At 65.8% G+C, this 25714-nt stretch carries 29 protein-coding genes; 23 read left to right on the forward strand and 6 right to left on the reverse strand.

Annotated elements, in window-relative coordinates; all coding sequences use genetic code 11:
- Positions 1–292: 292 nt before the first annotated feature.
- Positions 293–1345: a nitronate monooxygenase gene (locus KIT86_RS02975; protein WP_297394934.1), complete on the reverse strand. Its 1053-nt coding sequence runs from the start codon at positions 1343–1345 to the stop codon at positions 293–295.
- A gap of 78 nt (positions 1346–1423) precedes the next feature.
- Here KIT86_RS02975 and hpaR point away from each other — a divergent pair, with 78 nt between their 5' ends.
- The 10 genes from hpaR to KIT86_RS03025 all read left to right on the forward strand — a co-directional run bounded on the left by hpaR (position 1424) and on the right by KIT86_RS03025 (position 9741).
- Entirely contained in the window at positions 1424–1915 is a 492-nt protein-coding gene (hpaR, locus tag KIT86_RS02980; protein ID WP_297394936.1) for a homoprotocatechuate degradation operon regulator HpaR, read from the forward strand.
- Positions 1912–2562, forward strand: a complete 651-nt coding sequence (locus KIT86_RS02985) for a fumarylacetoacetate hydrolase family protein (protein ID WP_297394937.1) — start codon at positions 1912–1914, stop codon at positions 2560–2562. The genes hpaR and KIT86_RS02985 overlap by 4 nt, the downstream gene beginning before the upstream one ends.
- Positions 2559–3332, forward strand: a complete 774-nt coding sequence (locus tag KIT86_RS02990; RefSeq protein ID WP_297394938.1) for a fumarylacetoacetate hydrolase family protein — start codon at positions 2559–2561, stop codon at positions 3330–3332. The genes KIT86_RS02985 and KIT86_RS02990 overlap by 4 nt, the downstream gene beginning before the upstream one ends.
- Positions 3333–3340: 8 nt before the next feature.
- Positions 3341–4813, forward strand: coding sequence for a 5-carboxymethyl-2-hydroxymuconate semialdehyde dehydrogenase (hpaE, locus tag KIT86_RS02995; RefSeq protein ID WP_297394939.1), 1473 nt, complete (start codon positions 3341–3343; stop codon positions 4811–4813).
- Between the two features lie 81 nt (positions 4814–4894).
- Positions 4895–5818, forward strand: a complete 924-nt coding sequence (gene hpaD / locus KIT86_RS03000; protein WP_297394941.1) for a 3,4-dihydroxyphenylacetate 2,3-dioxygenase — start codon at positions 4895–4897, stop codon at positions 5816–5818.
- Between the two features lie 11 nt (positions 5819–5829).
- Positions 5830–6276, forward strand: a complete 447-nt coding sequence (locus KIT86_RS03005; protein WP_297394943.1) for a 5-carboxymethyl-2-hydroxymuconate isomerase — start codon at positions 5830–5832, stop codon at positions 6274–6276.
- Positions 6277–6280: 4 nt separating this feature from the next.
- Positions 6281–7108: a 2-oxo-hept-4-ene-1,7-dioate hydratase gene (gene hpaH / locus KIT86_RS03010; protein ID WP_297394945.1), complete on the forward strand. Its 828-nt coding sequence runs from the start codon at positions 6281–6283 to the stop codon at positions 7106–7108.
- A gap of 11 nt (positions 7109–7119) precedes the next feature.
- Positions 7120–7938, forward strand: a complete 819-nt coding sequence (locus KIT86_RS03015) for an aldolase/citrate lyase family protein (protein ID WP_297394946.1) — start codon at positions 7120–7122, stop codon at positions 7936–7938.
- Positions 7939–7947: 9 nt separating this feature from the next.
- Entirely contained in the window at positions 7948–8742 is a 795-nt protein-coding gene (locus KIT86_RS03020; RefSeq protein ID WP_297394948.1) for a class II aldolase/adducin family protein, read from the forward strand.
- A 3-nt stretch (positions 8743–8745) separates the two neighbouring features.
- Positions 8746–9741 (forward strand): 2-dehydropantoate 2-reductase, encoded by a 996-nt coding sequence (locus KIT86_RS03025; RefSeq protein ID WP_297394949.1) that lies wholly within the window; start codon positions 8746–8748, stop codon positions 9739–9741.
- 36 nt (positions 9742–9777) lie between these two features.
- On the opposite strand, the gene KIT86_RS03030 is transcribed toward KIT86_RS03025, so the two are convergent.
- From KIT86_RS03030 to KIT86_RS03040, 3 genes are all read right to left on the reverse strand, one after another.
- On the reverse strand, positions 9778–10398 hold the full coding sequence (locus tag KIT86_RS03030) for a MarC family protein (protein WP_297394950.1): 621 nt from the start codon (positions 10396–10398) through the stop codon (positions 9778–9780).
- Between the two features lie 78 nt (positions 10399–10476).
- Positions 10477–10965: a MaoC family dehydratase gene (locus tag KIT86_RS03035; RefSeq protein WP_297394951.1), complete on the reverse strand. Its 489-nt coding sequence runs from the start codon at positions 10963–10965 to the stop codon at positions 10477–10479.
- A 1-nt stretch (position 10966) separates the two neighbouring features.
- Positions 10967–11716, reverse strand: a complete 750-nt coding sequence (locus KIT86_RS03040; protein ID WP_297394972.1) for an SDR family oxidoreductase — start codon at positions 11714–11716, stop codon at positions 10967–10969.
- A gap of 96 nt (positions 11717–11812) precedes the next feature.
- Here KIT86_RS03040 and KIT86_RS03045 point away from each other — a divergent pair, with 96 nt between their 5' ends.
- Genes KIT86_RS03045 through KIT86_RS03060 form a run of 4 tightly spaced genes read left to right on the forward strand, consistent with a single transcriptional unit; the run spans position 11813 to position 14689 of the window.
- Positions 11813–12412 carry a 2-hydroxychromene-2-carboxylate isomerase gene (locus KIT86_RS03045; RefSeq protein WP_297394952.1) on the forward strand — a complete coding sequence of 200 codons (600 nt, stop codon included), beginning with the start codon at positions 11813–11815 and terminating at the stop codon, positions 12410–12412.
- Between the two features lie 28 nt (positions 12413–12440).
- Positions 12441–13124, forward strand: coding sequence for a dienelactone hydrolase family protein (locus KIT86_RS03050; RefSeq protein ID WP_297394954.1), 684 nt, complete (start codon positions 12441–12443; stop codon positions 13122–13124).
- Positions 13125–13127: 3 nt separating this feature from the next.
- Positions 13128–14033, forward strand: a complete 906-nt coding sequence (locus KIT86_RS03055) for an amidohydrolase (RefSeq protein WP_297394955.1) — start codon at positions 13128–13130, stop codon at positions 14031–14033.
- A gap of 5 nt (positions 14034–14038) precedes the next feature.
- Entirely contained in the window at positions 14039–14689 is a 651-nt protein-coding gene (locus tag KIT86_RS03060; protein ID WP_297394956.1) for a glutathione S-transferase family protein, read from the forward strand.
- A 45-nt stretch (positions 14690–14734) separates the two neighbouring features.
- On the opposite strand, the gene KIT86_RS03065 is transcribed toward KIT86_RS03060, so the two are convergent.
- Together KIT86_RS03065 and hemB are read right to left on the reverse strand one after the other, a co-directional pair.
- A complete protein-coding gene (locus tag KIT86_RS03065) occupies positions 14735–15844 on the reverse strand; it encodes a magnesium transporter CorA family protein (RefSeq protein WP_297394958.1) in 1110 nt (369 codons plus the stop codon).
- Between the two features lie 20 nt (positions 15845–15864).
- Positions 15865–16866, reverse strand: a complete 1002-nt coding sequence (gene hemB / locus KIT86_RS03070; RefSeq protein ID WP_297394960.1) for a porphobilinogen synthase — start codon at positions 16864–16866, stop codon at positions 15865–15867.
- 247 nt (positions 16867–17113) lie between these two features.
- On the opposite strand from hemB, the gene KIT86_RS03075 reads away from it, so the two are divergent.
- From KIT86_RS03075 to fusA, 9 genes are all read left to right on the forward strand, one after another.
- On the forward strand, positions 17114–18238 hold the full coding sequence (locus KIT86_RS03075; RefSeq protein ID WP_297394961.1) for a hypothetical protein: 1125 nt from the start codon (positions 17114–17116) through the stop codon (positions 18236–18238).
- Positions 18239–18504: 266 nt separating this feature from the next.
- Positions 18505–18933: a CopD family protein gene (locus KIT86_RS03080; RefSeq protein ID WP_297394962.1), complete on the forward strand. Its 429-nt coding sequence runs from the start codon at positions 18505–18507 to the stop codon at positions 18931–18933.
- 4 nt (positions 18934–18937) lie between these two features.
- Entirely contained in the window at positions 18938–20059 is a 1122-nt protein-coding gene (locus tag KIT86_RS03085; RefSeq protein WP_297394964.1) for a VanZ family protein, read from the forward strand.
- A complete protein-coding gene (locus KIT86_RS03090) occupies positions 20056–20394 on the forward strand; it encodes a (2Fe-2S) ferredoxin domain-containing protein (protein WP_297394966.1) in 339 nt (112 codons plus the stop codon). Before KIT86_RS03085 ends, KIT86_RS03090 begins: the two co-directional genes overlap by 4 nt.
- Positions 20395–20400: 6 nt before the next feature.
- Positions 20401–21024 carry an alpha/beta fold hydrolase gene (locus KIT86_RS03095; RefSeq protein ID WP_297394968.1) on the forward strand — a complete coding sequence of 208 codons (624 nt, stop codon included), beginning with the start codon at positions 20401–20403 and terminating at the stop codon, positions 21022–21024.
- A gap of 93 nt (positions 21025–21117) precedes the next feature.
- The gene (locus KIT86_RS03100; RefSeq protein WP_297394973.1) at positions 21118–22245 is read left to right on the forward strand and encodes a D-alanyl-D-alanine carboxypeptidase family protein; all 1128 of its coding nucleotides are present in this window, start codon (positions 21118–21120) and stop codon (positions 22243–22245) included.
- 124 nt (positions 22246–22369) lie between these two features.
- Positions 22370–22747 (forward strand): 30S ribosomal protein S12, encoded by a 378-nt coding sequence (gene rpsL, locus KIT86_RS03105; protein WP_068169701.1) that lies wholly within the window; start codon positions 22370–22372, stop codon positions 22745–22747.
- 157 nt (positions 22748–22904) lie between these two features.
- Entirely contained in the window at positions 22905–23375 is a 471-nt protein-coding gene (gene rpsG, locus KIT86_RS03110) for a 30S ribosomal protein S7 (protein WP_137918320.1), read from the forward strand.
- Between the two features lie 91 nt (positions 23376–23466).
- Positions 23467–25569, forward strand: a complete 2103-nt coding sequence (gene fusA / locus KIT86_RS03115) for an elongation factor G (RefSeq protein ID WP_291116159.1) — start codon at positions 23467–23469, stop codon at positions 25567–25569.
- The last annotated feature ends 145 nt before the right edge of the window (positions 25570–25714 follow it).

Raw genomic sequence — 25714 nt, forward strand, 5'->3', positions numbered from 1 at the left:
CCCCAGAATGCAGAGAGTGCCGATCAACGACAAACCTGAGAACACATGGTCCAGTCGAATCGCGGTTCTTGACGCGGTAGGGCTCAGCGGTGGGGGATGCACGGTGTGTTTTTGATGAAAGGCTGAGCGTGATCAAGCACTCACGACGGTGTGACGGTGTCCATGACTCATCACGAAGTCAGTGAAGCTTTTCTCTCCGTCGGGTGGCCGATTATGTCTTTAAGGCATGGGGCGCTGACGCGCGTTTGTGAGTCTCCTGCCACGGAGCCACAGAGCCACCGACCTGCCGCTGTCAGGAATGGGCGGCAAGTCCTCGAACCAGTTCGCCCACCAGTTCTGCCGCCGGGACCTCTCGGCAGCCACTGGCGTTCTGGCCTGACCACAGCGGTGAGAAGTCGCCGCTGCCCTTGGCCTCCCAATGGGCGCGCAGCGGCGCCATGGCCGCCGTGGCCAGCGGGAAGGCCGGCGCGACCGGGTTCATGGGGCCAAGCTCTCGCATCACGCGGTTAACGATGCCGCGCGCCGGGCGCCCTGTGAACAGATGGGTGAGGGCGGTGTGGTGCGCCGCCTCGCTCTGCAACGCCGCGCGGTGCAACGCGCTGGTGGTGGCTTCGGTGCAGCAGAGAAAGGCCGTGCCCACCTGCACGCCCGAGGCGCCCAGCGCCATGGCTGCGGCAACGCCCGCCGCATCGGCAATGCCGCCGGCTGCGATCACAGGCACGCCCACGGCCGCGACGATCTGCGGCAAGAGCGCGAAAGTGCCGGCCTGCGTGGTGAGGTCGTCCGTGAGGAACATGCCCCGGTGGCCACCGGCCTCGACGCCCTGGGCGATGATGGCGTCTGCGCCAAAGGCCTCCAGCCAGCGCGCCTCCTCCACTGTGGTGGCCGACGACAGCACCACGCTGCCCCAGCCCTTGACCCGGTCCAGCAGGTCCAGGTCGGGCAGGCCGAAGTGGAAGCTCACCACCTTCGGCCGGAAGCGCTCGAGGAGATCGGCCGCCGCTCGGTTGAACGGCACACGGCCCGGGCCAGTTGGCACGGCATCGATGTCCAGCCCCGCCTCCCGGTAGTACGTGCTCAGCCATGCACGCCACGCTGCTTCGCGCGCTTCGTCGGCCTCGGGCGGCGCATGGCAGAAGAAGTTGACGTTGAACGGCCGTTGGGTGCCCGCGGCCAGTGCCGCCAGCTCGCGGTCCATGACCTCGGGCGAAAGCATGGCGCAGGGCAAAGAGCCCAGCGCACCCGCGTTGCTCACCGCCACGGCCAGGGCCGCGCCTTGCACGCCGGCCATGGGCGCCTGGATCAAGGGGTATTGCGTACCGAGCAGGGTGGTGAGTGCGTTCATGCGCGCATTCTCACCGCGTCGCCGTTCCGGGTAAACCCTTGATTTGTTTCCAGAATAATCATTTAATATATTAAATAAATGGACGACACCACCCCTTTCACTCACCGCAACCTGCCGCGCCTGCTGCTCGAAGCGCGCGAGGCCGTGATGCTGCATACCCGGCCCAGCCTGCGCGAGCATGGCCTGTCCGATCAGCAGTGGCGCGTGCTGCGCGTGCTGGGCGAACACGCGCAACTGCCCGGTGGGGTGGAAACGGGCCGCGTGGCGCGCGAGGCGTTTCTGCTCGGCCCCAGCCTTACCGGCGTGCTTACCCGCATGGAGCGCGACGGCCTGATCGCGCGCAGCCGCTGCCCGCAGGACGCCCGGCGCACCGTGGTGCGTGCCACACCGGCCGGGCTCAAGCTGGTGAAGGGCCTGTCCAGCACCATCGAAGCGCACTACGCGTGGATGGAGCAGCGCCTGGGCAAGGCCCGGCTGGAGCAGCTGTACGCATTGCTCGACGAGGTGATCGCGCTCGAACAACCCCTGAATACCGATGAGGCCGACGGCCTGGAGGAAGACGCCGCATGAACCCCCTACCCTGGATGCCGGCCGGCACGGTCTACGGCACCCTGCTCAATTTTCAGCGCGAGCACGCGCTCTGGGCGCCGCGCATGAGCGAAGTCCCGTACAAGGCAGCGCCGAAAGCGCCGGTGCTCTACATCAAGACCGCCAACACCTTCACGCCCCATGGGCAGTCCATCGCGCTGCCTGCCGGCGCGGCGGTGCAGGTGTCGGCTTCGCTCGGCGTGGTGATGGGCGACGACGGCGTGCTCGGCGCGGTGCTGTTCAACGACGTGGCCATTGCGCACGAGAGCTACTACCGCCCGCCGGTCAAGGCGCGCTGCGTCGACGGCTTCCTTGGCGTAGGGGCCGAGTGCGTGCCGATTGCGCGTTTCGGCGGCCTTGCCGGGTTGGCGGATCTGCAGATCGAACTGCACATCAATGGCGTGCACCGCCAGACCACCGTTCTGACCGAGTTGCTGCGCGATGCCGCCACACTGCTGGCCGACGTGAGCGAATTCATGACCCTGCGCCCGGGCGACGTGCTGATGCTGGGCACCGACTGCCTGGCCGATGGCGCCCGCCCGCTGGTGCACCCCGGTGACACGGTGGAGATCACTGCCCCGGGCTTTGCGCCCACCCTGCACAGCTTCACACAGGAGGTGGCCGCATGAAGCGCGCCCGCATCGCCTGGGCCGGCGCGGTCCACGACGCCATCGAGGCCGACGGCCAACTCGAACTGCTCACGCCAGCCTTGCAAGGCCGCCGCGTGTCCTTTGACGACGTGGTCTGGCTGCCCCCGCTGCAGCCTCTGCCGCCGCAGCGCCCGCGCACCGTGCTCGCGCTGGGCCTCAATTACGCCGACCACGCCAAGGAGCTCGCCTTCAAGGCACCCGAGGAGCCGCTGGCCTTTGTGAAGGGAGAAGCGTCGCTCACCGGCCACCGCGGCTTCACGCGGCGCCCACCTGGCGTGGATTTCATGCACTACGAGTGCGAGCTCGCCGTGGTGATCGGGCGCACCGCCAAACGCGTGAAGAAGGCCGACGCGCTGGCTTTCGTGGGTGGCTACACGGTGGCGAACGACTATGTGATCCGCGACGTGCTGGAGAACTGGTACCGACCCAACCTGCGTGCCAAGAACCGCGACACCTGCACGCCCATCGGCCCCTGGCTTGTGGACGCGGCCGACGTGCCCGACCCCATGAACCTCTCGTTGCGCACCACGGTCAATGGCGAGGTGACGCAGCAGGGCAGCACGCGCGACATGATCTTCGACGTTCCCACGCTCATCGAGTACTTCAGCGCCTTCATGACGCTGCAGCCCGGCGACCTGATCCTCACCGGCACGCCCGACGGCGTGGTCGACTGCCGGCCGGGCGACGTGATCGTCACGTCCATCGAAGGCATCGGAGACCTTGTCAACACCATCACCCAACATCCCTGAACCGCAGCATGACGACGATCCAGCACCTCATCAACGGCAAGGCCGTGGCCAGCGCCGCGAGCTTTGAGACCATCAACCCCGCCACACAGGACGTGCTGGCCGAGGTCAGCGCCGGCGGCGTGGCAGACATCAACGCCGCGGTGCAGGCCGCGAAGGACGCGTTCCCGAAATGGGCCGGGCTGCCCGCGACCGAGCGCGCGAAGCTCATGCGCAAACTCGGCGAGCTGATCGCCGCCCACGTGCCCGAGATCGCCCAGACCGAGACCAACGACAGCGGCCAGGTGATTGCCCAGACCGGCAAGCAGCTGGTGCCGCGCGCGGCCGACAACTTCCACTATTTCGCCGAGATGTGCACGCGCGTGGACGGCCACACCTACCCCACGCCCACGCACCTGAACTACACGCTGTTCCACCCCGTGGGCGTGTGCGCGCTCATCAGCCCGTGGAACGTGCCCTTCATGACAGCGACCTGGAAGGTCGCGCCCTGCCTGGCGTTTGGCAACACGGCGGTGCTGAAGATGAGCGAGCTGTCGCCCTTGACGGCCGCGCGCCTGGGCGAGCTGGCGCTGGAGGCGGGCATCCCGGCGGGGGTGCTCAACCTCGTGCATGGCTACGGCAAAGACGCTGGCGAGCCGCTGTGCGCGCATCCGGACGTGCGCGCGATCTCTTTCACCGGCTCCACCGCCACGGGCAACCGCATCGTGCAAAGCGCCGGGCTGAAAAAGTTCAGCATGGAGTTGGGCGGCAAGAGCCCGTTCGTGATCTTCGACGACGCGGACCTGGATCGCGCGCTGGACGCGGCGGTGTTCATGATCTTCAGCAACAACGGCGAGCGCTGCACGGCGGGCAGCCGCATCCTGGTGCAACAGCGCATCTACGCCGACTTCGTGGCGAAGTTCGTGGAGCGCGCCAAGCGCATCACGGTGGGCGATCCGCTGGACGAGAAAACCATCATCGGCCCCATGATCAGCCAGGCGCATCTGGCCAAGGTGCGCGGCTACATCGAACTGGGTGCGAAGGAGGGTGCCACCATGCTGTGCGGCGGGCTGGACCGGCCGTCGTACGCCGCGGAACTGCCCTCGCGCGTGGCCAAGGGCAACTACGTGTGGCCGACGGTGTTCGCGGACGTGGACAACCGCATGCGCATCGCACAGGAGGAGATCTTCGGTCCGGTGGCGTGCCTGATTCCGTTTCGCGACGAGGCGCATGCGATCGAGCTGGCAAACGACATCCAGTACGGGCTCTCCAGCTATGTGTGGACGGAGAACCTGGGCCGCGCCCACCGCGTGGCGGCTGCCGTGGAGGCGGGCATGTGTTTCGTCAACTCGCAGAACGTGCGGGATCTGCGCCAGCCGTTCGGCGGCACCAAGGCGAGTGGCACGGGGCGCGAGGGTGGCACCTGGAGTTACGAGGCGTTCCTGGAGCCCAAGAACGTCGCTGTGTCCCTGGGTTCTCACCACATTCCTCACTGGGGTGTTTGAAGTGCTTTCACGCCAACAGGTCAGCGGGATCGCACCGCCCATCCACGGAGCGAACTCCACCATCACCAAGGGAAAGACCCCATGGGAAAACTAGCACTTGTCGCAAAGATCACCCACGTCCCGTCGATGTACCTGAGCGAACTCGACGGCCCGAGGAAGGGCACGAGGCAGGATGCCATTGACGGCCACCAGGAAATCAGCCGCCGCTGCCGCGAACTCGGTGTCGACACCATCGTCGTCTTCGACACCCACTGGCTTGTCAACGCCAGCTACCACCTCAACTGCGCCCCCCATTTCCAGGGCACTTACACCAGCAACGAGCTGCCCCATTTCATCAGCAACATGCCGTTCGAGATTCCGGGCAACCCCGAACTCGGCCAACTGCTTGCCAAGGTGTGCAACGAGTACGGTGTCGAAACCCTTTCCCACGACGCCACCACGCTGGGGCCTGAGTACGGCACGCTCGTGCCCATGCGCTACATGAACGCCGACCAGCACTTCAAGGCCATCTCGGTCTCGGCGCTCTGTCAGTCCCACTACCTCAATGACAGCGCGCGCCTGGGCTGGGCCATGCGCAAGGCCGTCGAGGACCACTACGACGGCACCGTCGCCTTCTTCGCCAGCGGATCGCTCAGCCACCGTTTCGCGCAAAACGGACTGGCCCCGGACTATGCCTTCAAGATCTGGAGCCCCTTCCTTGAAACCCTGGACCGCCGCGTGGTCGAGATGTGGGAGCAGGGCGAGTGGAAAGCCTTCTGCGAGATGCTCCCCGAGTACGCCGCCAAAGGCCACGGCGAAGGCTTCATGCACGACACCGCCATGATGCTCGGCGCCCTTGGCTGGAGCGACTACGACGGGCGGGCCGAAATCATCACCCCTTACTTCGGCGCTTCCGGCACCGGCCAGATCAACGCCGTCTTCCCCGTCACCCCGCAGACCGGCGCGGCCATTCCCGCCGCGCAGGCCTCGTCGGCCCGGGGCTACCAGGCCGTATCCCGCCTCTGACAAGGCCTCCCATGCCGCACCTCGTCATCCTCTACACCCCCAACCTCGACAAGCCCGCCAGCGAAGGCGGCGCCGACATGGGCGCGCTCTGTCGAGAGCTGTGCGACGCCATGCTCGCGGTGCGCGATGAGGCCGGCAAACAGGTCTTCCCCACCGGTGGCACCCGCGTGCTGGCTTACCCCGCGGCGCACAGCGCCATCTCGGACGGCGGCGCGGCAGGCATCGCCGCTGGCCTGGGCGGCGACTACGCCTTCGTCTACATGAATCTGCGCATGGCCACGGGCCGAAGCGCCGCCACGCACCAGCGCGTGGGCGAGGCGCTGCAGGCCGTGGTGAAGGCGCACTTTGCCGTGCAACTCGCCACGCGGGCCATCGGCATCACCATGCAGGTGGACGAGGGCCACGAAGTGTTCGATGCCAAGACGAGTTCCCTGCACCCGCTGTTCAACCGGAGCTGACCCCATGCTCGACGACACCCTCATCCATCAGCTCGCGGCCGAGCTCGACCTCTCCCAGCGCAGCCGCGTGCCGCTGGAGCACTTCTCCAAGCGCTTTCCCGGCATGACGATCGAGGACGGCTACCGCATCGGCCGGGCCTGGGTCGCCTTGCAGGTCGCCGCCGGCAGACAGGTGATCGGCCACAAGATCGGCCTGACCAGCCGCGCCATGCAGATCTCCAGCCAGATCGACGAGCCCGACTACGGCACCTTGCTCGACAGCATGCGCTTCACCGCCACGGCGGGCGAGGTGCTGCAGATCCCCACGGCACGCTTCATCGCGCCGCGCGTGGAGGTGGAGCTCGCCTTCGTGCTCAAGTCGCCCTTGCAAGGCGTGGACGTGACGGTGGAGGATGTGCTGGCCGCGACCGAGTACGTCACGCCTGCCATCGAGATCATCGACGCGCGCATCGAGCAGTTCGACCGCCATACCAAGGCAATGCGCAAGGTGTTCGACACCATCAGCGACAACGCAGCCAATGCCGGCATCGTGATCGGCGAGGGCGACCTGCGCTACCGCGCCGACCCCTTCGCCCTGGACCTGCCCTGGTGCGGCGCCATCCTGCGGCAGAACGGCGCTGTCGAGGAAACCGGGCTGGCCGCCGGTGTGCAGGGCCACCCTGCCGTCGGCATCGCCTGGCTCGCGCACAAGCTCGCGCCCTGGGGCGAGTCGCTCCAGCCCGGCCAGATCGTGCTGGCTGGCTCGTTCACGCGGCCGGTCGTGGCCCGCCAGGGCGACCAGTTCGAGGCCGACTACGGCCCGCTTGGCAGCCTTCGGTTCCAGTTCGTCTGACGACTTCCCCTATGCAAACCCCTGTCAACCCTTTCAAACAAGCGCTCGCCGAGCGCCGCGCGCAAATCGGCTTCTGGCTTGGCCTGGCCAACCCCTACAGCGCGGAAATCTGCGCCGGTGCCGGCTTCGACTGGCTGCTGATCGATGGCGAACACTCGCCCAACGGCCTGCAGGACCTGCTGGCCCAGGCCCAGGCCATCGCCGCCTACCCGGGTTCTCACGCCATCGCGCGCGTGCCCGTGGGCGACACCGCACTCATCAAGCAGTACCTCGACATTGGTCTGCAGACCCTGCTGGTCCCCATGGTGGACACGCCCGAGCAGGCTGCCCAGTGGGTGCGCGCCTGCCGCTACCCGCAGGACGACGGTCAGGGCGGCGTGCGCGGCATGGCCGGTGCCCGGGCCTCGCGCTGGGGCCGCTACCCCAACTACGCGAAAGAGGCCAACGCCCAGGTCTGCCTGCTGGTGCAGGCCGAGACGCGCGAGGCGCTGCAACAGCTCGATGCCATCGCGGCCACGCCCGGCGTCGACGGGGTCTTCATTGGCCCGGCCGACCTCTCCGCCTCGCTCGGCCACGTGGGCAACCCGGGCCACCCCGACGTGCAGGCCGCGATCGAGGACGCCATCGCGCGCATCCTGCGCGCCGGCAAGGCGCCCGGCATTCTGACCACCGACGAAGCCCAGGCGCGTCACTACCTCGCGCTGGGGGCCGTCTTCGTCGCCGTGGGGCTGGACACCCAGATCCTCGCGCGCCAGACCAGCGCCCTGGCCGCGCGCTTCAAGACCGATGCATCCCCTGTGCCCACCCAGGCCAAGGGCAGCGTGTACTAGGAGACCCCCATGAACGCCGCCATGCAAGCCACTGCCTCCACCCCTGCGGGCATGCACCCGGACGAATGGGCCGCGCGTGTCGAGCTCGCCGCCTGCTACCGCGTCTTCGCCATGCTGGGCTGGACCGAGATGATCTACAACCACATCACACTGCGCCTGCCTGCGAGCGTCTGCGGTGAGGACAAGCAGTTTCTGATCAACCCTTTCGGCCTGCACTACAGCGAGGTCACAGCGCGCAACCTGGTGAAGATCAACCTGCAGGGCGAGGTGCTCGACGGCTCGCCGCACCCGGTCAATCCGGCCGGCTTCACGGTGCACGCTGCCATTCACGACGGCATCGAAGGTGCGCACTGCGTGATGCACACCCACACCACCGCCGGGGTGGCCGTGGCCTGTCTCAAGGACGGCCTGCAGCAGACCAACTTCTACACCGCGCAGTTGCACGGCATGGTGGCCTACCACACCTTCGAGGGCATCACCATCCACGCCGACGAAGCGCCGCGCCTGCTCCAGAGCATTGGCGAGCGGCCGGCGGTGATCCTTCGCAACCATGGCCTGCTGGCCTGGGGTGCGACCCTGCCTCAGACCTTTGCCATTCTCTGGACGCTGCAGCGAGCTTGCGAAATCCAGATGGCCACGTTCTCGATGGGGGGCGCGCAGGCGGCCCTGCCGGTGCCCGAAGCCATCGCGCAAAGATGCACGCGCGACGCGCTGCAGTTCAACCCCCATCATGGCGCCGGCCGTGACGTGTTCGACGCGCTGGTCCGGCAGGTCAACCGCCTTGACCGCAGTTACCTGGAGTGAGCCTTGACCTCTTCCCCTGACTTTCAGCGCGTGGCCATCGTCGGCGCGGGCGCCATCGGCGGCTGGCTCGGGGTGCGACTCTCGCACACCGGTTGCATCGTGAGCGCGCTGGCGCGCGGCGAGACGCTGGCGGCCCTCCAGCGCGATGGGCTGCAACTGCACCAAGACGGCCAGTTGCAGGGCGCGCCCGTGCAGGCCGCCGCCAGCGCTGTGACCCTGGGTGTGCAGGACCTCGTCATCGTCGCCGTGAAAGCGCCCTCGCTGCCCGGCCTCGCGCGCGGCATCGCGCCGCTGATCGGTCGGCACACCGTGGTGCTCACGGCCATGAACGGCGTGCCGTGGTGGTTCTTCAACGGCTTTGGCGGCGAGCTCGCCGGCACGCGCCTGAAGGCGGTGGACCCGGACGGGGAGATCGAGCGCGGCATCCCGGCGCGCCATGTCATCGGTGGCGTGGTGCATGCCAGTTGTTCCGTGGACGCGCCCGGCGTGATCCGTCACCACTTCGGCAACGGATTCATCCTCGGTGAACCTTCTGGCGGCTCCAGTGAGCGCGTGACGGCCCTGGCCGAGCTGCTGCGGCGCGCCGGGCTTCATGCCACGGTGTCGCCGCAGATCCAGAAAGACGTCTGGTACAAGCTCTGGGGCAACATGACAGTGAACCCGGTGAGTGCGCTCACCGGCGCCACCACCGACCGCATCCTGGGCGATCCACTGGTGCGCGACTTCATCAGCCGCGTGATGCTCGAAGCCAAGGACATCGGCTCGCGCATCGGCCTTCCGATCGACCAGCAGCCTGAGGACCGCCATGCCGTCACGCTCAAACTCGGCGCGTTCAAGACCTCAATGCTGCAGGACGTGCAGGCCCACAAGCCCGTGGAGCTTGACGCCCTGGTGACCGCGGTGCGCGAACTCGGCCAGCTCACCGGCGTGCCCACGCCGTTCACCGACGCGCTGCTGGGCCTCTCGCGCCTGCAGGCACAGACGCTGGGGCTGTACTAAAGAGGGCGTGCCCCCTGGGCCACAGCGGGGGGCGCCTCAGCCCAGCAATGCCGGGAACAGCTTCACCAGACCCGTCGCCATCACCTCGACGGACAGCGCGGCCAGGATCAGGCCCATCAGCCGCGTCATCACGTTGATGCCGGTCTGGCCCAGGAAGCGCGCGATCGGCTCGGCCAGGGTGAAGCAGATGGCGGTGGCCAGAGCGATCACCACGCCATAGCCGATCAGCGCAGCGTGCTGGAAGAAGGTCTTGGCCTGGTCGGCATAGATCACCACGGTGGACATGGTCGCCGGCCCGGTGAGCAGCGGGATGGTGAGTGGCACCACCGCGATGGAGGTGCGCGCCGAGGTGTCGCTCAAGTCGTTGTCGGTGGCCTTGGCCTCGGCCGGGCGCGCGTTGAGCATGGACAGTGCCGAGGTCAGCAGCAGCATGCCGCCCCCCACCTGGAAGCTGGCCAGCGAGATGCTGAAGAACGCCAGGATCTGCAGGCCGACGAGGGCGCAGGTGGCGATAACTGCAAAGGCGCTGAAGGCCGAGATCATTACCGTGCGCCGCCGCTGCTGGCGTGAGAAGCCCTGCGTGTAGTGGATGAAGAACGGCACGATCGCCAGCGGGTTGACGATGGCCAGCAGGGTGATGAGCGGCTTGAAATCCATACCGGATTGTGACCCACCCCCGCCGCGCTGCGCGCGTGCCCTGGATGCGGCCCATCGCGCCGCAGAAGGTCGGGGGGGCTACGAGGCCTTGCCCGGCTCGCGCCGCCGGAACATCCCGTAGCCCTCCATGTAGAGCACCTTGTCGCCATGCTGGTTGAACATCTCCCAGGTGGTGCGCACCAGGCCCACGTCCAGGCGCTTGCTCATGGGCCGTTTTTCCAGGATGGTGTGCTGCAGCCGCAACGTGTCGTTCGGGAACACCGGTTTGAGCCACTTCACGCTCTCCAGGCCCGGCGAGCCCAGGCTGGAGCTCTCGCTGAGGAAGTTGATCACCATCAGCCGCATCGCCATGGCGCAGGTGTGCCAGCCGCTGGCGCTGAGCGCGCCGAAGACCGAGGCCTTGGCGGCCTCGGCATCGAGGTGGAACGGCTGCGGGTCGAACTGGCGCGCGAAAGCCACCGTTTCCTCTTCGGTCGGCGTGATCGTGCCCAGGTCGCGCGTCTCGCCCACCTGCAGGTCTTCCCACCAATACTTGATGTGGGTCGTGTTCGTGGGTGTCGTGGTCACGTCAGCGTCCTCCGGAAACGTCCATCAGGGTCATGGTGGTGTAGCTCGCCGCATCCGACAGCAGCCAGACGATGGCCTGTGCCACCTCGTCGGCCCGGCCGCCGCGCTGCATCGGCACCTGGTGCTTGAGGTCGCGCACCCGGTCGGGCAGGCCGCCCGAGGCGTGGATCTCGGTCTCGATCAGCCCTGGCCGCACGGCGTTGACGCGGACGCCTTCGCCGCCCACCTCCCGCGCCAGGCCGATGGTGAAGGCATCGATCGCCCCCTTGGCCGCCGCGTAGTCCACGTACTGGCCAGCCGAGCCCAGGCGCGAGGCCGCGCTGGAGAGGTTCACGATGGAGCCCCCCTCGCCACCGTGCTTCGTGCTCATGCGGCGCACCGCCTCGCGCGCGCACAGCATCGAGCCGATCACATTGATGTCGAACATACGACGCCAGCGCGCCACGCTCATCTCATCCACGCGGGCCGTCACGTCAACCACGCCTGCGTTGTTCACCAGGCCGTGCAGGCGGCCGAGCTTGGCGTCGATCTTCGCGAACATCGCGAGCACCTGGGCCTCGTCGGCCACGTCGGCCTGCGCGCTGATCGCCGTGCCCCCCTCGGCGCGAATCGCGCGCACCACCTCGTCGGCCGCGAGCGAGTTCGCCGTGTAGTTCACAGCCACCGCCCAGCCCTGCCGCGCGGCCAGTCTGGCGGTGGCCGCACCGATGCCGCGTCCGCCGCCGGTGACCAGCAGTGCTCGGCCTGTCATTTCAGCCATAACCCGTCTCCTGCAGAAAGTGGTGGCATCGCGTACAACAGGGGCCTGCCACCGAGCTTGCCATTACAACAGCGACAGGAGACCGCTATGCGTCGCACAGTCGACTACTACTTCGTTCCGCAAAGCCCCTGGACCTACCTGGGCCACGCGCGCTTCGCTGACTTGCTGCGCGAGACCGGCACCGCCGTGCGCGTGCGCCCCATGGATCTGGGCAAGATTTTCCCGATCTCCGGCGGGTTGCCCTTGCAGAAGCGCGCGCCGCAGCGCCAGGCCTACCGCCTGCTCGAACTGCGACGCTTCAGCCAGGCGCTGGACATCCCTCTCCATCCCGAGCCGCGCTTTTTCCCCGTGGCGGGCGATCCTGCCGCCAGGCTGATCACAGCCGTGGCCCAGCACGATGGCGACGAGGCAGCGATGCGCTTGACGGGGGCCGTTCTGGCCGCCGTCTGGGCCCAGGAGCGCGACATCGCCGACGATGGCACGCTGGCGGCCTTGTTGGCCGAGAGCGGCCTGGGTGCCGAGCGGCTGGCGCAGTCCCGGCAACCCGAGGTGCAGGCGCGCTACGACGAGCACACGCAGGCCGCCATCGACCTCAACGTGTTCGGCGCGCCCAGCTATGTCATTGATGGCGAACTGTTCTGGGGACAGGACCGCCTCGACTTCGTGGCGCGCCGGCTGCGCGCCTGATTTTTCAACCGACGACAGGAGAAACACCATGGGTCAGACGATCGAACTCACATCCGCCGACGGCTTCACCTTCCCGGCCTACGTGGCCCAGCCCAGCGCAAAGGCCAAGGGCGGCCTGGTGCTGCTGCAGGAGATTTTTGGCGTGAACTCGCACATCCGTGCGGTGGCCGACGGCTACGCGGCCGATGGCTACTTCGTGGTGGCACCCGCCACCTTCCACCGCGTCAAGCCTGGGGTGGAGCTGGGCTACACCGAAGCCGACATGAAGGCCGGCATGGAACTCAAGGCCGCTGTCGAAGGGCTGCCCGCGCCGGGCGTGATGCCCGACATCCAGGCCGCGATCGACCACGCGGCGCAGGCCGGCAAGGTGGGCATCGTCGGGTACTGCTGGGGTGGTCTGCTGACCTGGCGCGCTGCCTGCGCGCTCAAGGGTTTGGCCGCAGCAGCGCCTTACTACGGCGGCGGCATGACGGTGGGCGAGGACGCTCAGCGCCGCCCGACCGTGCCTGTGATGGTGCATTTCGGCGCGCAGGACCACTGGATCCCGCTGGAGTCGGTGGAGGCCTTCAAGAAAGCCCAGCCCGGCGTGACGGTGCATGTGTACGACGCCAACCACGGCTTCAACTGCGACCAGCGAGGCTCGTACAACGAGGCAGCGGCCAAGCTGGCGCGTGAGCGCACGCTGGCCTTTTTTGCGCAGCACCTGGGCTGAACCATGTGGCGCGCCGTGACGTCGCTGGGGCTGCTTGCCGGGGCTTTTGCCAGTGCGGCCGCGGCCGACTACACGGGCCCGCTGTTCGACGCGCACCTGCACTACAACAACGAGGCCTGCACGCACGACATGCCGGCCCCGGGTTGCCCGCACCCCATGACCGACGTGCTCGAGCGCATGCAGCGCAACGGCGTGCGCGCCATCGTGGCCAACTCGCGGCCCAACGATGGCACCAAGGCGCTGGCCAGCGCCCGCGAACAGACGCGCCAGGCGGGCGTCACGGTCGTGCCCTTCGTGCGCCTGTACCGCGACCGCGCCGACTACAACAATTGGTTCAGGGACCCGACCATTGTTGAGATGGTCAACGCCGAACTCCAGCGCGGCACGCCCGCCGGCCCGTACCGCGGCCTGGGCGAGTTCCACCTGTACGACAGCGCCAATGCCAATGGGCCGGTGGCCAAGCAACTGATGGCCCTGGCCGAAGAAAAGGGCCTTGCCATCCTCGCGCACGTGGACGATGCCGCGATCGACCTGCTGATGGCGAACACACCGTCCAAGGGGCGGAAGTCGCTTTTGATCTGGGCCCACACGGGTATCGGGGGTACGCCGGTCGCGCGCGTGGACGAACTCTTCGCCCGCTACCCGCTGCTGGTCGGCGAGCTGTCCTACCGCCCGGGCCTGACCTGTGCCGACGGCCAGCTTTGCCCCGAATGGCGCTCGCTGCTGCTCAAGTACCCCGACCGTTTTCTCATCGGCTCGGACACCTGGATCAACCAGCGCTGGCAGTACTACGACGATCTCATGAGAGGCTACCGCACCTGGCTCGGTGGCCTGCCAGGCGACGTGGCCAGGCGCATTGCCTGGGACAACGGCGCGAGGCTCTTTGGCGTCGCTTCACCCAACCCTTGAGCTCCATGATCCAGCTGTACTTCGCCCCCAGCACCGCGTCCATGGTGCCGCACATCCTGCTCGAGGAGATCGGCCTGCCCTACGAGCGCGTGCTGGTCGACAAACAGAACCGCGGGCACAAGGCGCCGGGCTACCTTGCGCTCAATCCGAACGGCCTGATCCCGGTGCTGGTCGATGGGGACCTGGTGCTGTACGAAACAGCCGCGATCTGCCTGCACCTGAGCGACACGCATCCGCAGGCCGCGCTGATGCCGCCGATGGACACGCGCGACCGGGCACATGCCTACAAGTGGCTCATGTGGCTGACCAACACCCTGCAGGCCACGCTCATCGTGTATTTCTATCCCGAGCGCTGGGCCGACACCGGGCACGCCGAGGTGGCCGCGGAGGTGCAGCGCAACGCGCAGGCCCGCGTGGGGCCGCTGCTCGACCAACTCGATACCGAGATCGAGCGCCGGTGCGGCCCGTGGTTCATGGGGACGCAGTTCACGCTGCTTGATGCCTACGTGTTCACGCTGTGCCGCTGGACGCGCCATTTCCCCAGCGCGCCAGCGCGGGACCGCAAGCACCTGGGCCCGTACCTGCGGCGGATGTTGGCTCGCCCTTCGGTGCAGCGGGTGCTGGCCAACGAAGGCCTGAGCGAACCCTACGTATAAGTTGATGCCGGTGCGCGATTCAGCACCGCAAGAGCTGTTTCTCGGCTATCTGCTCGTGCGCACCAGATAGCGCTTGCGCCAGAACAGCACGCCCAGGACCACGGCAATCGCGACCATCGAGCCGATGGCCCACCAGAAGCCGGTCTGCTGATGCAGGAGGGGGATGAACTGGAAGTTCATGCCGAAGATGCCAGCGATCAAGTTCAGTGGCAGGAAGATCGCGGTGAGCGCGGTGAGCGTGCGCATGATGTCGTTGGTGCGGTTGCTCTGCGCCGAGAAGTGCATCTGCACGGCGGTCTCCGCGTTTTGCTCCAGTCGACGCACGTGGTGCACCACGCGTTCAATGTGTTCGAGCACGTCGCGCGAGCGCACCTTGAGCAGTTCCAGGCCGCGTTGCCCCCCGATCGAGTCGTTGGGCTCCCAGGTCGCGAGGTTCTCATTCCAGTCCTGGATGGCCGAACGCTGGTCCTCGCAGATTTCGTCGAGCTGGTGCAGCGAGATGCGCGCATCCAGCAACGAGCCCCAATTGCTGAAGCGCGCCTTGGGCATGAGCAGTTCGGTCTGCCAATGGTCGAGCTGGCGGGTGAGCTCGCGGCGCAGCGCGAGGTACCCATCGACCATCTGGTTCACGATGCGCAGCATCAGGTCAGCCGGGCTGGGCGGCAGGTGCACACCGGCCGCGCGCGAGGCCGCGGTGGCCGCCGAGAGCAGCCGCGTGGCGTACTGCTCCAGCGCCTGGCAGCCGACGGGATGCACCGTCAGGAGCACGCGATCGAACACCGCGAAACCGACCGGGCTGGTGTCGATGCGCCGCAACACCGGTGGGCCACCACGTTTGACGGACTGGGTGAGCACCTCCCCCGGGTGGGCGAGGTCGGTTTCGCTGTGGCCGGCTGCCAGGCGGCGGAACACCAGGATGTCGTACTGCGATGTGTAGTCGTAGTGCGAGGGCAACTGGTTGTTGAGCAGGTCGGAAATGTGCAGGTCCACCAGGGTCATGCCACACAGCACCTGCAGGGTGGACTGCACCGCGCCCTGCTCCAGCTCGAACTCGCGCCGCCCACAGGCGATCCAGATGTACCCCTTCTGCGGCAGCACCATGGGCAGGGCGCCGGATTCGTTCACCGAGCCCGGCAGGATGTGGAAGATGCGCATGGTGGGTGGGTTGCCGGATTTCAGCCGCGCAGCAGGCGCGCCGCGTCCCGGGCGAAGTAGGTGAGCACGCCGTCGGCACCCGCGCGTTTGAAAGCCAGCAGGCTCTCCATCATCACCGCGTCATGGTCCAGCCAGCCGTTGAGGGCGGCGGCCTTGAGCATGGCGTACTCACCGCTGACCTGGTAGGCGAAGGTGGGCACACCGAATTCATCCTTGACCCGGCGCACGATGTCCAGGTAGGGCATGCCGGGCTTGACCATCACCATGTCGGCGCCTTCGGCCAGGTCCAGCGCGACCTCGCGCAAGGCCTCGTTGGAATTGCCCGGGTCCATCTGGTAGACCTTCTTGTCCGCCTTGCCCAGGTTGGCGGCCGAGCCCACCGCGTCGCGAAACGGGCCGTAGAACGCGCTGGCGTACTTGGCGCTGTAGGCCATGATGCGTGTGTGCACGAGGCCGTGGGTCTCCAGCGCAGTGCGGATGGCGCCGATGCGCCCGTCCATCATGTCGCTGGGTGCGACCATGTCCACGCCCGCCTGCGCCTGCGTCAGGGCCTGTTTGACCAGGATTTCCACCGTGGGGTCGTTCAGGATGTAGTTGTGCTCATCGAGCACGCCGTCCTGCCCGTGGCTGGTGTACGGGTCCAGCGCCACATCGGTCATCACGCCGAGCTGCGGGAAACGCTTCTTCAGTTCACGCACCACGCGCGGCACCAGCCCGTCGGGGTTGAGTGCCTCCTGGCCGTCCGGCGTCTTGAGCGACTGGTCGATCACCGGGAACAGCGCCATGGCAGGGATGCCCAGCGCCACGCAGTCCTCGGCCACCGGAAGCAACAGGTCCAGGCTCACGCGCTCCACGCCCGGCATCGACGCCACCGCCTCGCGCCGGTTTTGCCCATCGAGCACGAATACCGGGTAGATCAGGTCCGCCGCGCTCAGGCGATGCTCACGCACCAGGTCGCGGGAAAAGGCATCCCGGCGCAGGCGGCGGGGGCGGCTGTGAGGGTAGGGGGCAGGGACGTGCATGCGCGTATTGTGGCAAACGCCCCCTCGGGACGTGTGACGGTGGCTTCTGGCAATCCTTCGCAAGGCGCCACTGGCAAAGTTGACAGGGTGCGAGCGCCGGAAAAAGCGCTGCAGGTGTGGCGAACTCCACGGTAAGAAGAAAATACTGGTCTCTGGCAGGTCACCATCCGGCGTGTCAGCCGCTATTCTTCAGTCAACACATCTTGTTACTGATCCGCGGGAGCCCCTGCGCACCACGAGTCCGCCCATGTTGACCACCAAGAAGCCCTCCTCAAACAGCTTTGCCAACACCAAGCCCGGTGCCAGTGAGCCCGAGTCGTGGTCGTTGGACGAACATTGGCCCACCCTGTTGTCCGGCCTGGCTGATCAGGTCACGGAGGGAGTGAGCGCGCTGCAGAACACCATCGATCTGCTGCTGAGCAAGGGCACCATCAGCCGGCAGGAGCACCGGGCCTTGAGCATCCCCGCCGAACGCATCAAGCAGTCGGGTGTCAGTGCGCAGCAGATCCATCGTTTTTACGGCGGACGCATCCGGCAATCGCATGAAAAGGTGGGCATGGCCGACCTGGTGGAGGGCGTGCTGCAGGAGCGCAAGAAGGAATTCGCCGTGCTGGGTATCGAGATGCGGCGCAAGCTCAAGCCTGTCGAGGTGCTGGTGGACCCGACCGTGGCCCACACCTTCGTCAACGCCGTGCTGGACTGGGGCTTGCCGTTCGGCAGCCGCATGGACGTTCGCATGGACATCAATGCCTGGCCGCGGCACGCGCGGCTGCAGTTGCGTGTCTCCAACGATGGTGCGCCGCCATCCAGCCATGCGTCGACGGACAGCCTGAGTTGGCTGCTGGTGCGGCAGATCGCGTTGGCGGCCGGAGGCATCGAGATCGAGCGCCAGGTGACCGACGACGGCGTGAACTTCACCGCCTTGTTCAGCCGGACGGTGCAGGCGGTGGACGGCATTTCAGCCGTGGACCTCTCGGACGACCACTCCTCGATGTTCAAGTCGTTGTCAGGCGTCTATGTGTTGACCATCTCGCCCACGCTGCAGATCCGGGCCGATGTGCGCGATGCCTTGCGCGAGATCGGCATCGGTTCGGACAGCGTGGTCGACTTCCGGCAGGCGCGGGAGGCCATTCTTTCTCGCATGCCCAACCTGATCGTGGTGGACTCCGCGATCAAGGACGAGGGATTCGACTTGTTCCGCCGCGAGTTGCTGCGCGAAGTGTTCGAGTTTCCCTTCGTCGAGATCTCGCCGGACGACAGTTCGTTCGACATGTCTGGATTTGGCGAGTTCTCCATGGCCAAGGTGGGGCGGGGTAACATCCGCGAAGCCCTGGGCACGGCGGTGATGTTTGAGCTCGCCAAAATGATGTGATCTGTTCTTCCTACAACAAAAATTTGACTAGAACAATGTCAGAACTGACAGGTTTTCTTGGTTTTCGCCTCATCTTGGTGTAATATTTCTGTCGAGCTGCCGAAAGGCCGCTCCCCGCTTTTCCTCCCTGAGCGGGTGCCTTAGTGTGTGACAGCAAAAAGGCTTCCTGACCCGGCCCTCAAGGCCGGGTTTTTTTTGCCCTGTCACTTTTTGGCATTGGCCCTCTTCTTCGTGGGTCGCCGCAGCCCCGGGGCTACACTGCCCGGATGCTCTGGGTCAAGTCCTTCCACATCGTCTTCGTGGCCAGCTGGTTCGCCGGCTTGTTCTACCTGCCGCGCATCTTCGTGAACCTGGCCATGGTGCCGCCCGAGAGCGCCGCCGAGCGTGAGCGCCTGCTTCTGATGGCGCAAAAGCTGATGCGCTTCACCACCTTCCTGGCGGTGCCGGCCCTGGGCCTTGGGCTTTGGCTGTGGCTGGGCTATGGCATCGGCCGGGGAGCGGGCAATGGCTGGATGCACGCCAAGCTGGCCGCAGTCGTTCTCATCCTTGGCTATCACCACGCCTGTGCGCGGATGCTGCGCCGGTTTGTGCAAGGCCGTGAGCGCCGCCACCACGTCTGGTACCGCTGGTTCAACGAAGTGCCTGTCATTCTGCTGGTGGCCGTGGTGGTGCTGGTGGTCGTCAAGCCTTTCTGACGCCTTGAAAACCCGCTCTTCCGCCTGGCCGTTGGCGCTGCTGTTTGCCGCCATGGTGGTGTACGCCAGTCTGTACCCTTTCACCGGCTGGCGCGTGCAAGGGGTCTCTCCTTTGGCGTTTCTGTGGGCGCCGCTGCCCCAGTATTGGACCGGTTTCGATGTCGCGTCCAACCTGCTGGGCTATGCGCCTCTGGGCTTTCTGTTGAGCCTGGCCATGCTGCGATCGGACTGGGGGCGATGGTCCTCGTGGCTGGCGTTTGGGGTGCCCACCTTGTTGTCGCTCGGGGTGGAGACGCTGCAGAACTATCTGCCCATGCGGGTGCCGTCAAACGTTGACTTCGTTCTCAACAGCGCCGGCGCCGCCTTCGGCGCGGTGTGCGCCTGGGCGTTGGAGCGCATGGGGATGTTGCGCCACTGGAGCCAGTTTCGCGCCAACTGGTTTGAACCCTCCGCCCACGGCAGCCTCGTGCTGCTGGCGCTCTGGCCTTTTGCGCTTCTCTACCCGCTCTCGGTTCCATTTGGTCTGGGCCAGGTCTGGGACCGGCTGGAGGCCGGCCTGGTGCTGCTGCTGGAGGAAACCCCTTTCCTGACCTGGGTGCCTGTGCGCCTCGAGGTGCCCGACCCCCTCAGCCCGTTGGCCGAAGCGTTCTGCATCGCCCTGTGTCTGCTGTCGCCCCTGCTCATGGGCTTTGCCGAAATGCGTTCGCTGCTGCGCCGCGCCTTGTTCCTGCTGATGCTTTTCCTGGCCGCGGCCTGCGCGGCCGGCCTGTCCGCCGCGCTCACTTACGGGCCGTCCCATGCATGGGCGTGGGTCAGCCCGCAAGCCACCATGGGCCTGGTCATGGCAGTGCTGCTGGGCCTGGCGATGCTGGGGCTCCCGCGTCGGCTGTGCAATGTGGTGATGCTTCTGACGCTGGCGGTGTCGCTGACGCTCCTTAACCTCGCGCCCGACAGTCCCTATTTCGCGCAATCGCTGGAAGTCTGGGAGCAGGGGCGCTTTATCCGCTTTCACGGCATTTCGCAATGGCTGGGCTGGTTGTGGCCCTTTGCGGCGTTGATCTTCGGTCTGCGGGCGGTGGCGCGCGCACCGACGGTTCTGGAGCTGCCCACTAAAATTCCGCCATGACCGAAAACAAGTCCTATTACGAGCGGCACATCTTTTTCTGCCTCAATCAGCGGGAAGGTGGCGAAGCATCGTGCGCCCAGCACCGGGCGCAGGCGGCATTCGATCGGTGCAAGTCCCAGGCCAAGGCGCTGGGTCTTTCCGGAGTGGGCAAAGTGCGCGTCAACAAGGCGGGCTGCCTGGACCGCTGTGCGGGTGGTCCGATCGCCGTCGTGTACCCCGAAGCGGTCTGGTACAGCTATGTCGATGAGCACGATATCGATGAGATCGTTCAGTCACATCTGCGCGACGGTGTGGTGGTGCAGCGACTGCTGACGCCGCCGGATGTGGGGCGCTGAAGCCCGATGAATGCACAAACCGAGTTCCTTTCGATCGCCGGACCTGCCGGCCGGTTGGAGCTGGCCATCGACCGACCCGTGGCCGAAGCGCAGGGCGTGGCCGTGATTGCCCACCCCCATCCGTTGCATGGTGGGACCTTGACCAACAAGGTGGTGCAGACGCTGGCACGGGCCTGTGTGCAGAGCGGCTGGACCGCCGTGCGCTTCAACTTTCGCGGCGTCGGTCAGAGCGAGGGTGCTTACGACGAAGGGCGTGGTGAGCTTGACGATCTTCTGGCGGTGATCGAGACCCAGGCGCCAGGCGGGCCACTGTGCCTTGCCGGCTTTTCGTTCGGCTCCTTTGTGACCAGCCATGCCGCCGCGAGGCTGCATGGCGCGCGCGACATTCGGCATCTGGTGCTCATCGGCACGGCGGCCAGCCGTTTCGAGGTGGCGCCCGTGGCGACGGAACTTCACGAGCGCACGCTGGTCGTTCATGGCGAGCAGGACGACACGGTGCCCTTGTCGTCAGTCATGGACTGGGCGCGTCCCCAGTCGCTGCCGGTGCTGGTGGTGCCCGGTGGCGGCCATTTCTTCCACGGCCAGCTCCCGCTTTTGCGGACGCTGGTGCTGCGTCACCTGCGTGCCTGACGGCTCGCAGGTTCTCTTGTATTCCCTTTGAAGGACCGGATTTTGTTGCGTCGTCTCTTTTCCCGTTTTCTGCTGTGTCTGTCGCTTGGTGTGATGGGGCCCGCGCTGGCGCAGATGCCAGCCCCGCCGGAGGTGGCCGCGCGCGCCTACCTCCTCCTGGATGCCACCTCGGGCCAGGTGCTTGCGTCCAAGGACCCGGATCAGGCCGTTGAGCCCGCTTCGCTCACCAAGCTCATGACCGCTTATCTGGTCTTTGACGCGCTCAAAGCCGGCAAGATCAGCCTCACCCAGACCTTTGGCGTGAGCGAGCGCGCCTGGAAAATGCCTGGTTCACGCATGTTCATCGACCCCAAGATGCAGGTCCCGGTGGAGGATCTGATCAAGGGCATGATCGTGCAGTCGGGCAACGATGCCACGGTGGCGCTGGCCGAGGGCGTGGCCGGCTCGGTCGAGCGCTTCGTGCAGCTCATGAACGAACAGGCCAAGGTGCTGGGCATGGCCTCCACCAGCTACCGCAATGTGGAAGGTCTCACCGAGGCTGGGCACACCACCACCGCGCGCGACCTGGCCACGCTGGCCACCCGCCTGATGGCCGACTTCCCCCAGTACGTGCCGTACTACGCCATCCAGCGCTACCGCTACCCGGGCACGCCCGCCGCCAACGACACCAACCGAAACTTGCTGCTGTTCCGCGACCCAAGTGTGGACGGTCTGAAGACCGGCCACACCAGCGCAGCCGGCTATTGCCTGGTCGCCACGGCGCGCCGGCAGGTGCCTGGCCTGGGTGAAGGCGCCCAAGGTCAGCGGCGCCTGATCAGCGTGTTGCTCGGCGCGACCAGTGAAAACGCCCGCGCAGCCGAAAGCCAGAAGCTGCTCAACTGGGGCTATACCGCTTTTGACGCCGTGCGCCTGATCCCTGTCGGCCAGCCCGTGGCGACACCGCGAATCTGGAAGGGCAAGGCCGATCAGGTCCGCCTGGGCCGGGCCGAAGGCGTGGTGGTGTCGGTGCCCGCTGGCGAGGGTGCCAAGCTCAAGTCCGAGGTGGTCCGCCCCGATCCGCTGGTGGCGCCCCTGTTGAAGGGGCAGTCGGTCGGCACCCTTCGTGTGACCACTGCCAGCGGCGCTGCGGTGGCCGAAATCCCGTTGACCGTGTTGGAGACGGTCGAGGAAAGCGGCATTTTCGGCCGCGCCTGGGACGCGATCCGTCTCTGGATCCAGTGAGGCCGCCCGCCCCGTGAGGGCCCGGCATTGTCAGGAAATTGACCGCGTGCTACAGTAGAGGGCTTTTCGGAATCTTCCGAGGAGTTTTCGTTTTCGCTTTTTTCAAACGTTTAGGGACGTTTTAATGCCAACCATCAATCAACTCGTGCGCCACGGCCGGGAGGTCGAAAAGACCAAATCCAAGAGCCCGGCCATGGAAAACTCTCCGCAGCGTCGCGGTGTGTGCACCCGTGTGTACACCACGACCCCCAAGAAGCCCAACTCCGCTCTGCGCAAGGTTGCCAAGGTGCGCCTGACCAACGGTTTTGAGGTCATCTCCTACATCGGTGGTGAAGGTCACAACCTCCAGGAGCACAGCGTCGTGCTGGTCCGCGGTGGTCGTGTCAAGGACTTGCCCGGTGTGCGTTACCACATCGTGCGCGGTTCGCTCGATTTGCAAGGCGTGAAAGATCGCAAGCAGTCGCGCTCCAAGTACGGTGCCAAGCGCCCCAAGAAGGCCTGATCGTTTGAATTTTCCGGTGTTTGTTCCGCCTGGCAGGTGGTTCAAGCGCAGTGGCCCACAACACGGAATGGTCCGTGCGGGTCGAGTAAGTGAGAGTTTTTGCATGGCTCTCGCGGCCCCTGAATAGGTGCCAACTGAAGCAATATGAGGTGAAAAAATGCCACGTCGTCGCGAAGTCCCTAAACGTGAAATCCTGCCGGATCCCAAGTTCGGCAATGTCGAGCTTTCCAAGTTCATGAACGTGATCATGGAAGGTGGCAAGAAAGCTGTTGCCGAGCGCATCATCTACGGTGCGCTGGAGCAGATCGAGAAGAAGAGCGGCAAAGACCCGGTCGAAATCTTCTCGGTCGCCATCAACAACGTCAAGCCCATGGTGGAAGTGAAGTCCCGCCGCGTGGGTGGTGCCAACTACCAGGTGCCGGTTGAAGTCCGGCCCGTGCGTCGTCTGGCCCTGTCCATGCGCTGGATCAAAGAGGCTGCCCGCAAGCGCAGCGAGAAGTCCATGGCCCTTCGCCTGGCCAACGAGTTGATCGAGGCCACCGAAGGCCGTGGCGGCGCCATGAAGCGGCGCGATGAAGTGCACCGCATGGCCGAAGCCAACAAGGCTTTCAGTCACTTCCGCTTCTGATCCGGGCTACCGCCCAGTAGAGCATCCAGAACCGAGAGCCCGCATTCCCTAAATCAGGGGAGCGGGCTCGTCCCCTTTTCGGAGTATTTCCATGTCCCGCACCACGCCCCTTGAGCGTTATCGCAACATCGGTATTTCCGCGCACATTGATGCCGGCAAGACCACCACCACCGAACGCATCCTGTTCTACACCGGTGTGAACCACAAGATCGGCGAAGTTCACGATGGCGCTGCCACCATGGACTGGATGGAGCAGGAGCAAGAGCGTGGCATCACGATCACCTCAGCTGCCACCACCTGCTTCTGGAAGGGCATGGACCTGTCCTACCCCGAGCACCGCTTCAACATCATCGATACCCCCGGCCACGTGGACTTCACCATCGAGGTGGAGCGTTCGATGCGCGTGCTTGACGGCGCCTGCATGGTGTATTGCGCCGTGGGTGGCGTGCAGCCGCAGTCCGAGACCGTCTGGCGTCAGGCCAACAAGTACAAGGTGCCGCGCCTGGCGTTCGTCAACAAGATGGACCGCACTGGCGCCAACTTCTTCAAGGTGTACGACCAGATGAGGTTGCGCCTGAAGGCCAACCCGGTGCCGATCGTGATCCCGATTGGCGCTGAAGACAACTTCAAGGGCGTGGTCGACCTCATCAAGATGAAGGCGATCATCTGGGACGAAGCTTCCCAGGGCATGAAGTTCGAGTTCCAGGACATCCCGGCCGAGCTGCAAGCTCAAGCCGAAGAATGGCGCGAGAAGATGATCGAGGCTGCCGCTGAATCCAGCGAAGAGCTGATGAACAAGTACCTTGAGGAAGGCAACCTGACGGAAGCCGAAATCAAGCAAGGCATCCGTGCGCGCACGCTGGCCACCGAGATCCAGCCGATGCTGTGCGGCACCGCCTTCAAGAACAAGGGCGTGCAGCGCATGCTCGACGCGGTGATCGACTTCCTGCCCTCGCCGGTGGACATTCCTCCCGTGGGCGGCACCGACGACAACGAGGAGCCCACCTCGCGCAAGGCGTCCGACGACGAGAAGCTGTCCGCCCTGGCGTTCAAGCTGATGACCGACCCCTATGTGGGCCAGCTCACGTTCGTGCGTGTGTATTCCGGCGTGCTCAAGAAGGGCGACTCGGTCTACAACCCGGTCAAGGGCAAGAAGGAGCGCATCGGCCGCATCGTGCAGATGCACGCCAACAACCGGCTGGAAGTGGAAGAAATCCGCGCAGGCGACATCGCTGCCTGCGTGGGCCTCAAGGATGTGACCACCGGCGAGACGCTGTGCGATCCGGATGCCATCATCATGCTCGAGCGCATGGTCTTCCCCGAGCCTGTGATTGCTCAGGCCGTGGAACCCAAGACCAAGGCCGACCAGGAAAAGATGGGCATTGCATTGCAACGCCTGGCCTCTGAAGATCCTTCGTTCCGCGTCAAGACCGACGAAGAGTCCGGCCAGACCATCATCTCCGGCATGGGCGAGCTGCACCTGGAAATCATCGTCGACCGCATGAAGCGCGAATTCGGCGTTGAAGCCAACGTCGGCAAGCCCCAGGTGGCCTACCGCGAAACCATCCGCAAGAGCGTGGACGAAGCCGAAGGCAAGTTTGTGCGCCAGTCGGGCGGTAAGGGCCAGTATGGCCACGTGGTGTTCAAGATCGAACCCAACGAAGCCGGCAAGGGCTTCGAGTTCGTTGACGCCATCAAGGGCGGCGTGGTGCCGCGCGAGTACATCCCGGCCGTGGAGAAGGGCGTGATCGAAGCCCTCAACGCCGGCGTGCTGGCAGGCTTCCCTGTCGTGGACGTCAAGGTCACGCTGCACTTCGGTTCGTACCACGACGTGGACTCGTCCGAAATGGCGTTCAAGATGGCCGCCATCTTCGGCTTCAAGGAAGGTTGCAAGAAGGCCAGCCCGGTCATTCTGGAACCCATGATGGCCGTGGAAGTGGAAACGCCTGAAGACTACGCCGGCAACGTGATGGGCGACCTGTCCAGCCGTCGCGGCATGGTGCAGGGCATGGAAGACATGGTGGGTGGCGGCAAGGCCATCAAGGCCGAAGTGCCCCTGTCTGAAATGTTCGGCTACTCGACCACGTTGCGCTCGATGTCGCAAGGCCGTGCCACGTACACGATGGAGTTCAAGCACTACTCCGAAGCGCCGCGCAACGTGTCCGAAGCCATCGTGGCTGCACGCGCGAAATAATGATTCTGGAGGCGGGTCGCCCTGGTGGCCTGTCTCCAAAGGATCCAAGCCGGTCTGCGACCATGCGCCGCCCTGTTCCCGTGCGGGGCGATCCAGCAGTGTGGTGCAGACCTTAAACCGTGACACGGGTTTGTTCTTTAGGAAT

The sequence above is a fragment of the Hydrogenophaga sp. genome (assembly GCF_026125825.1).
GTDB lineage: Bacteria > Pseudomonadota > Gammaproteobacteria > Burkholderiales > Burkholderiaceae_C > Hydrogenophaga.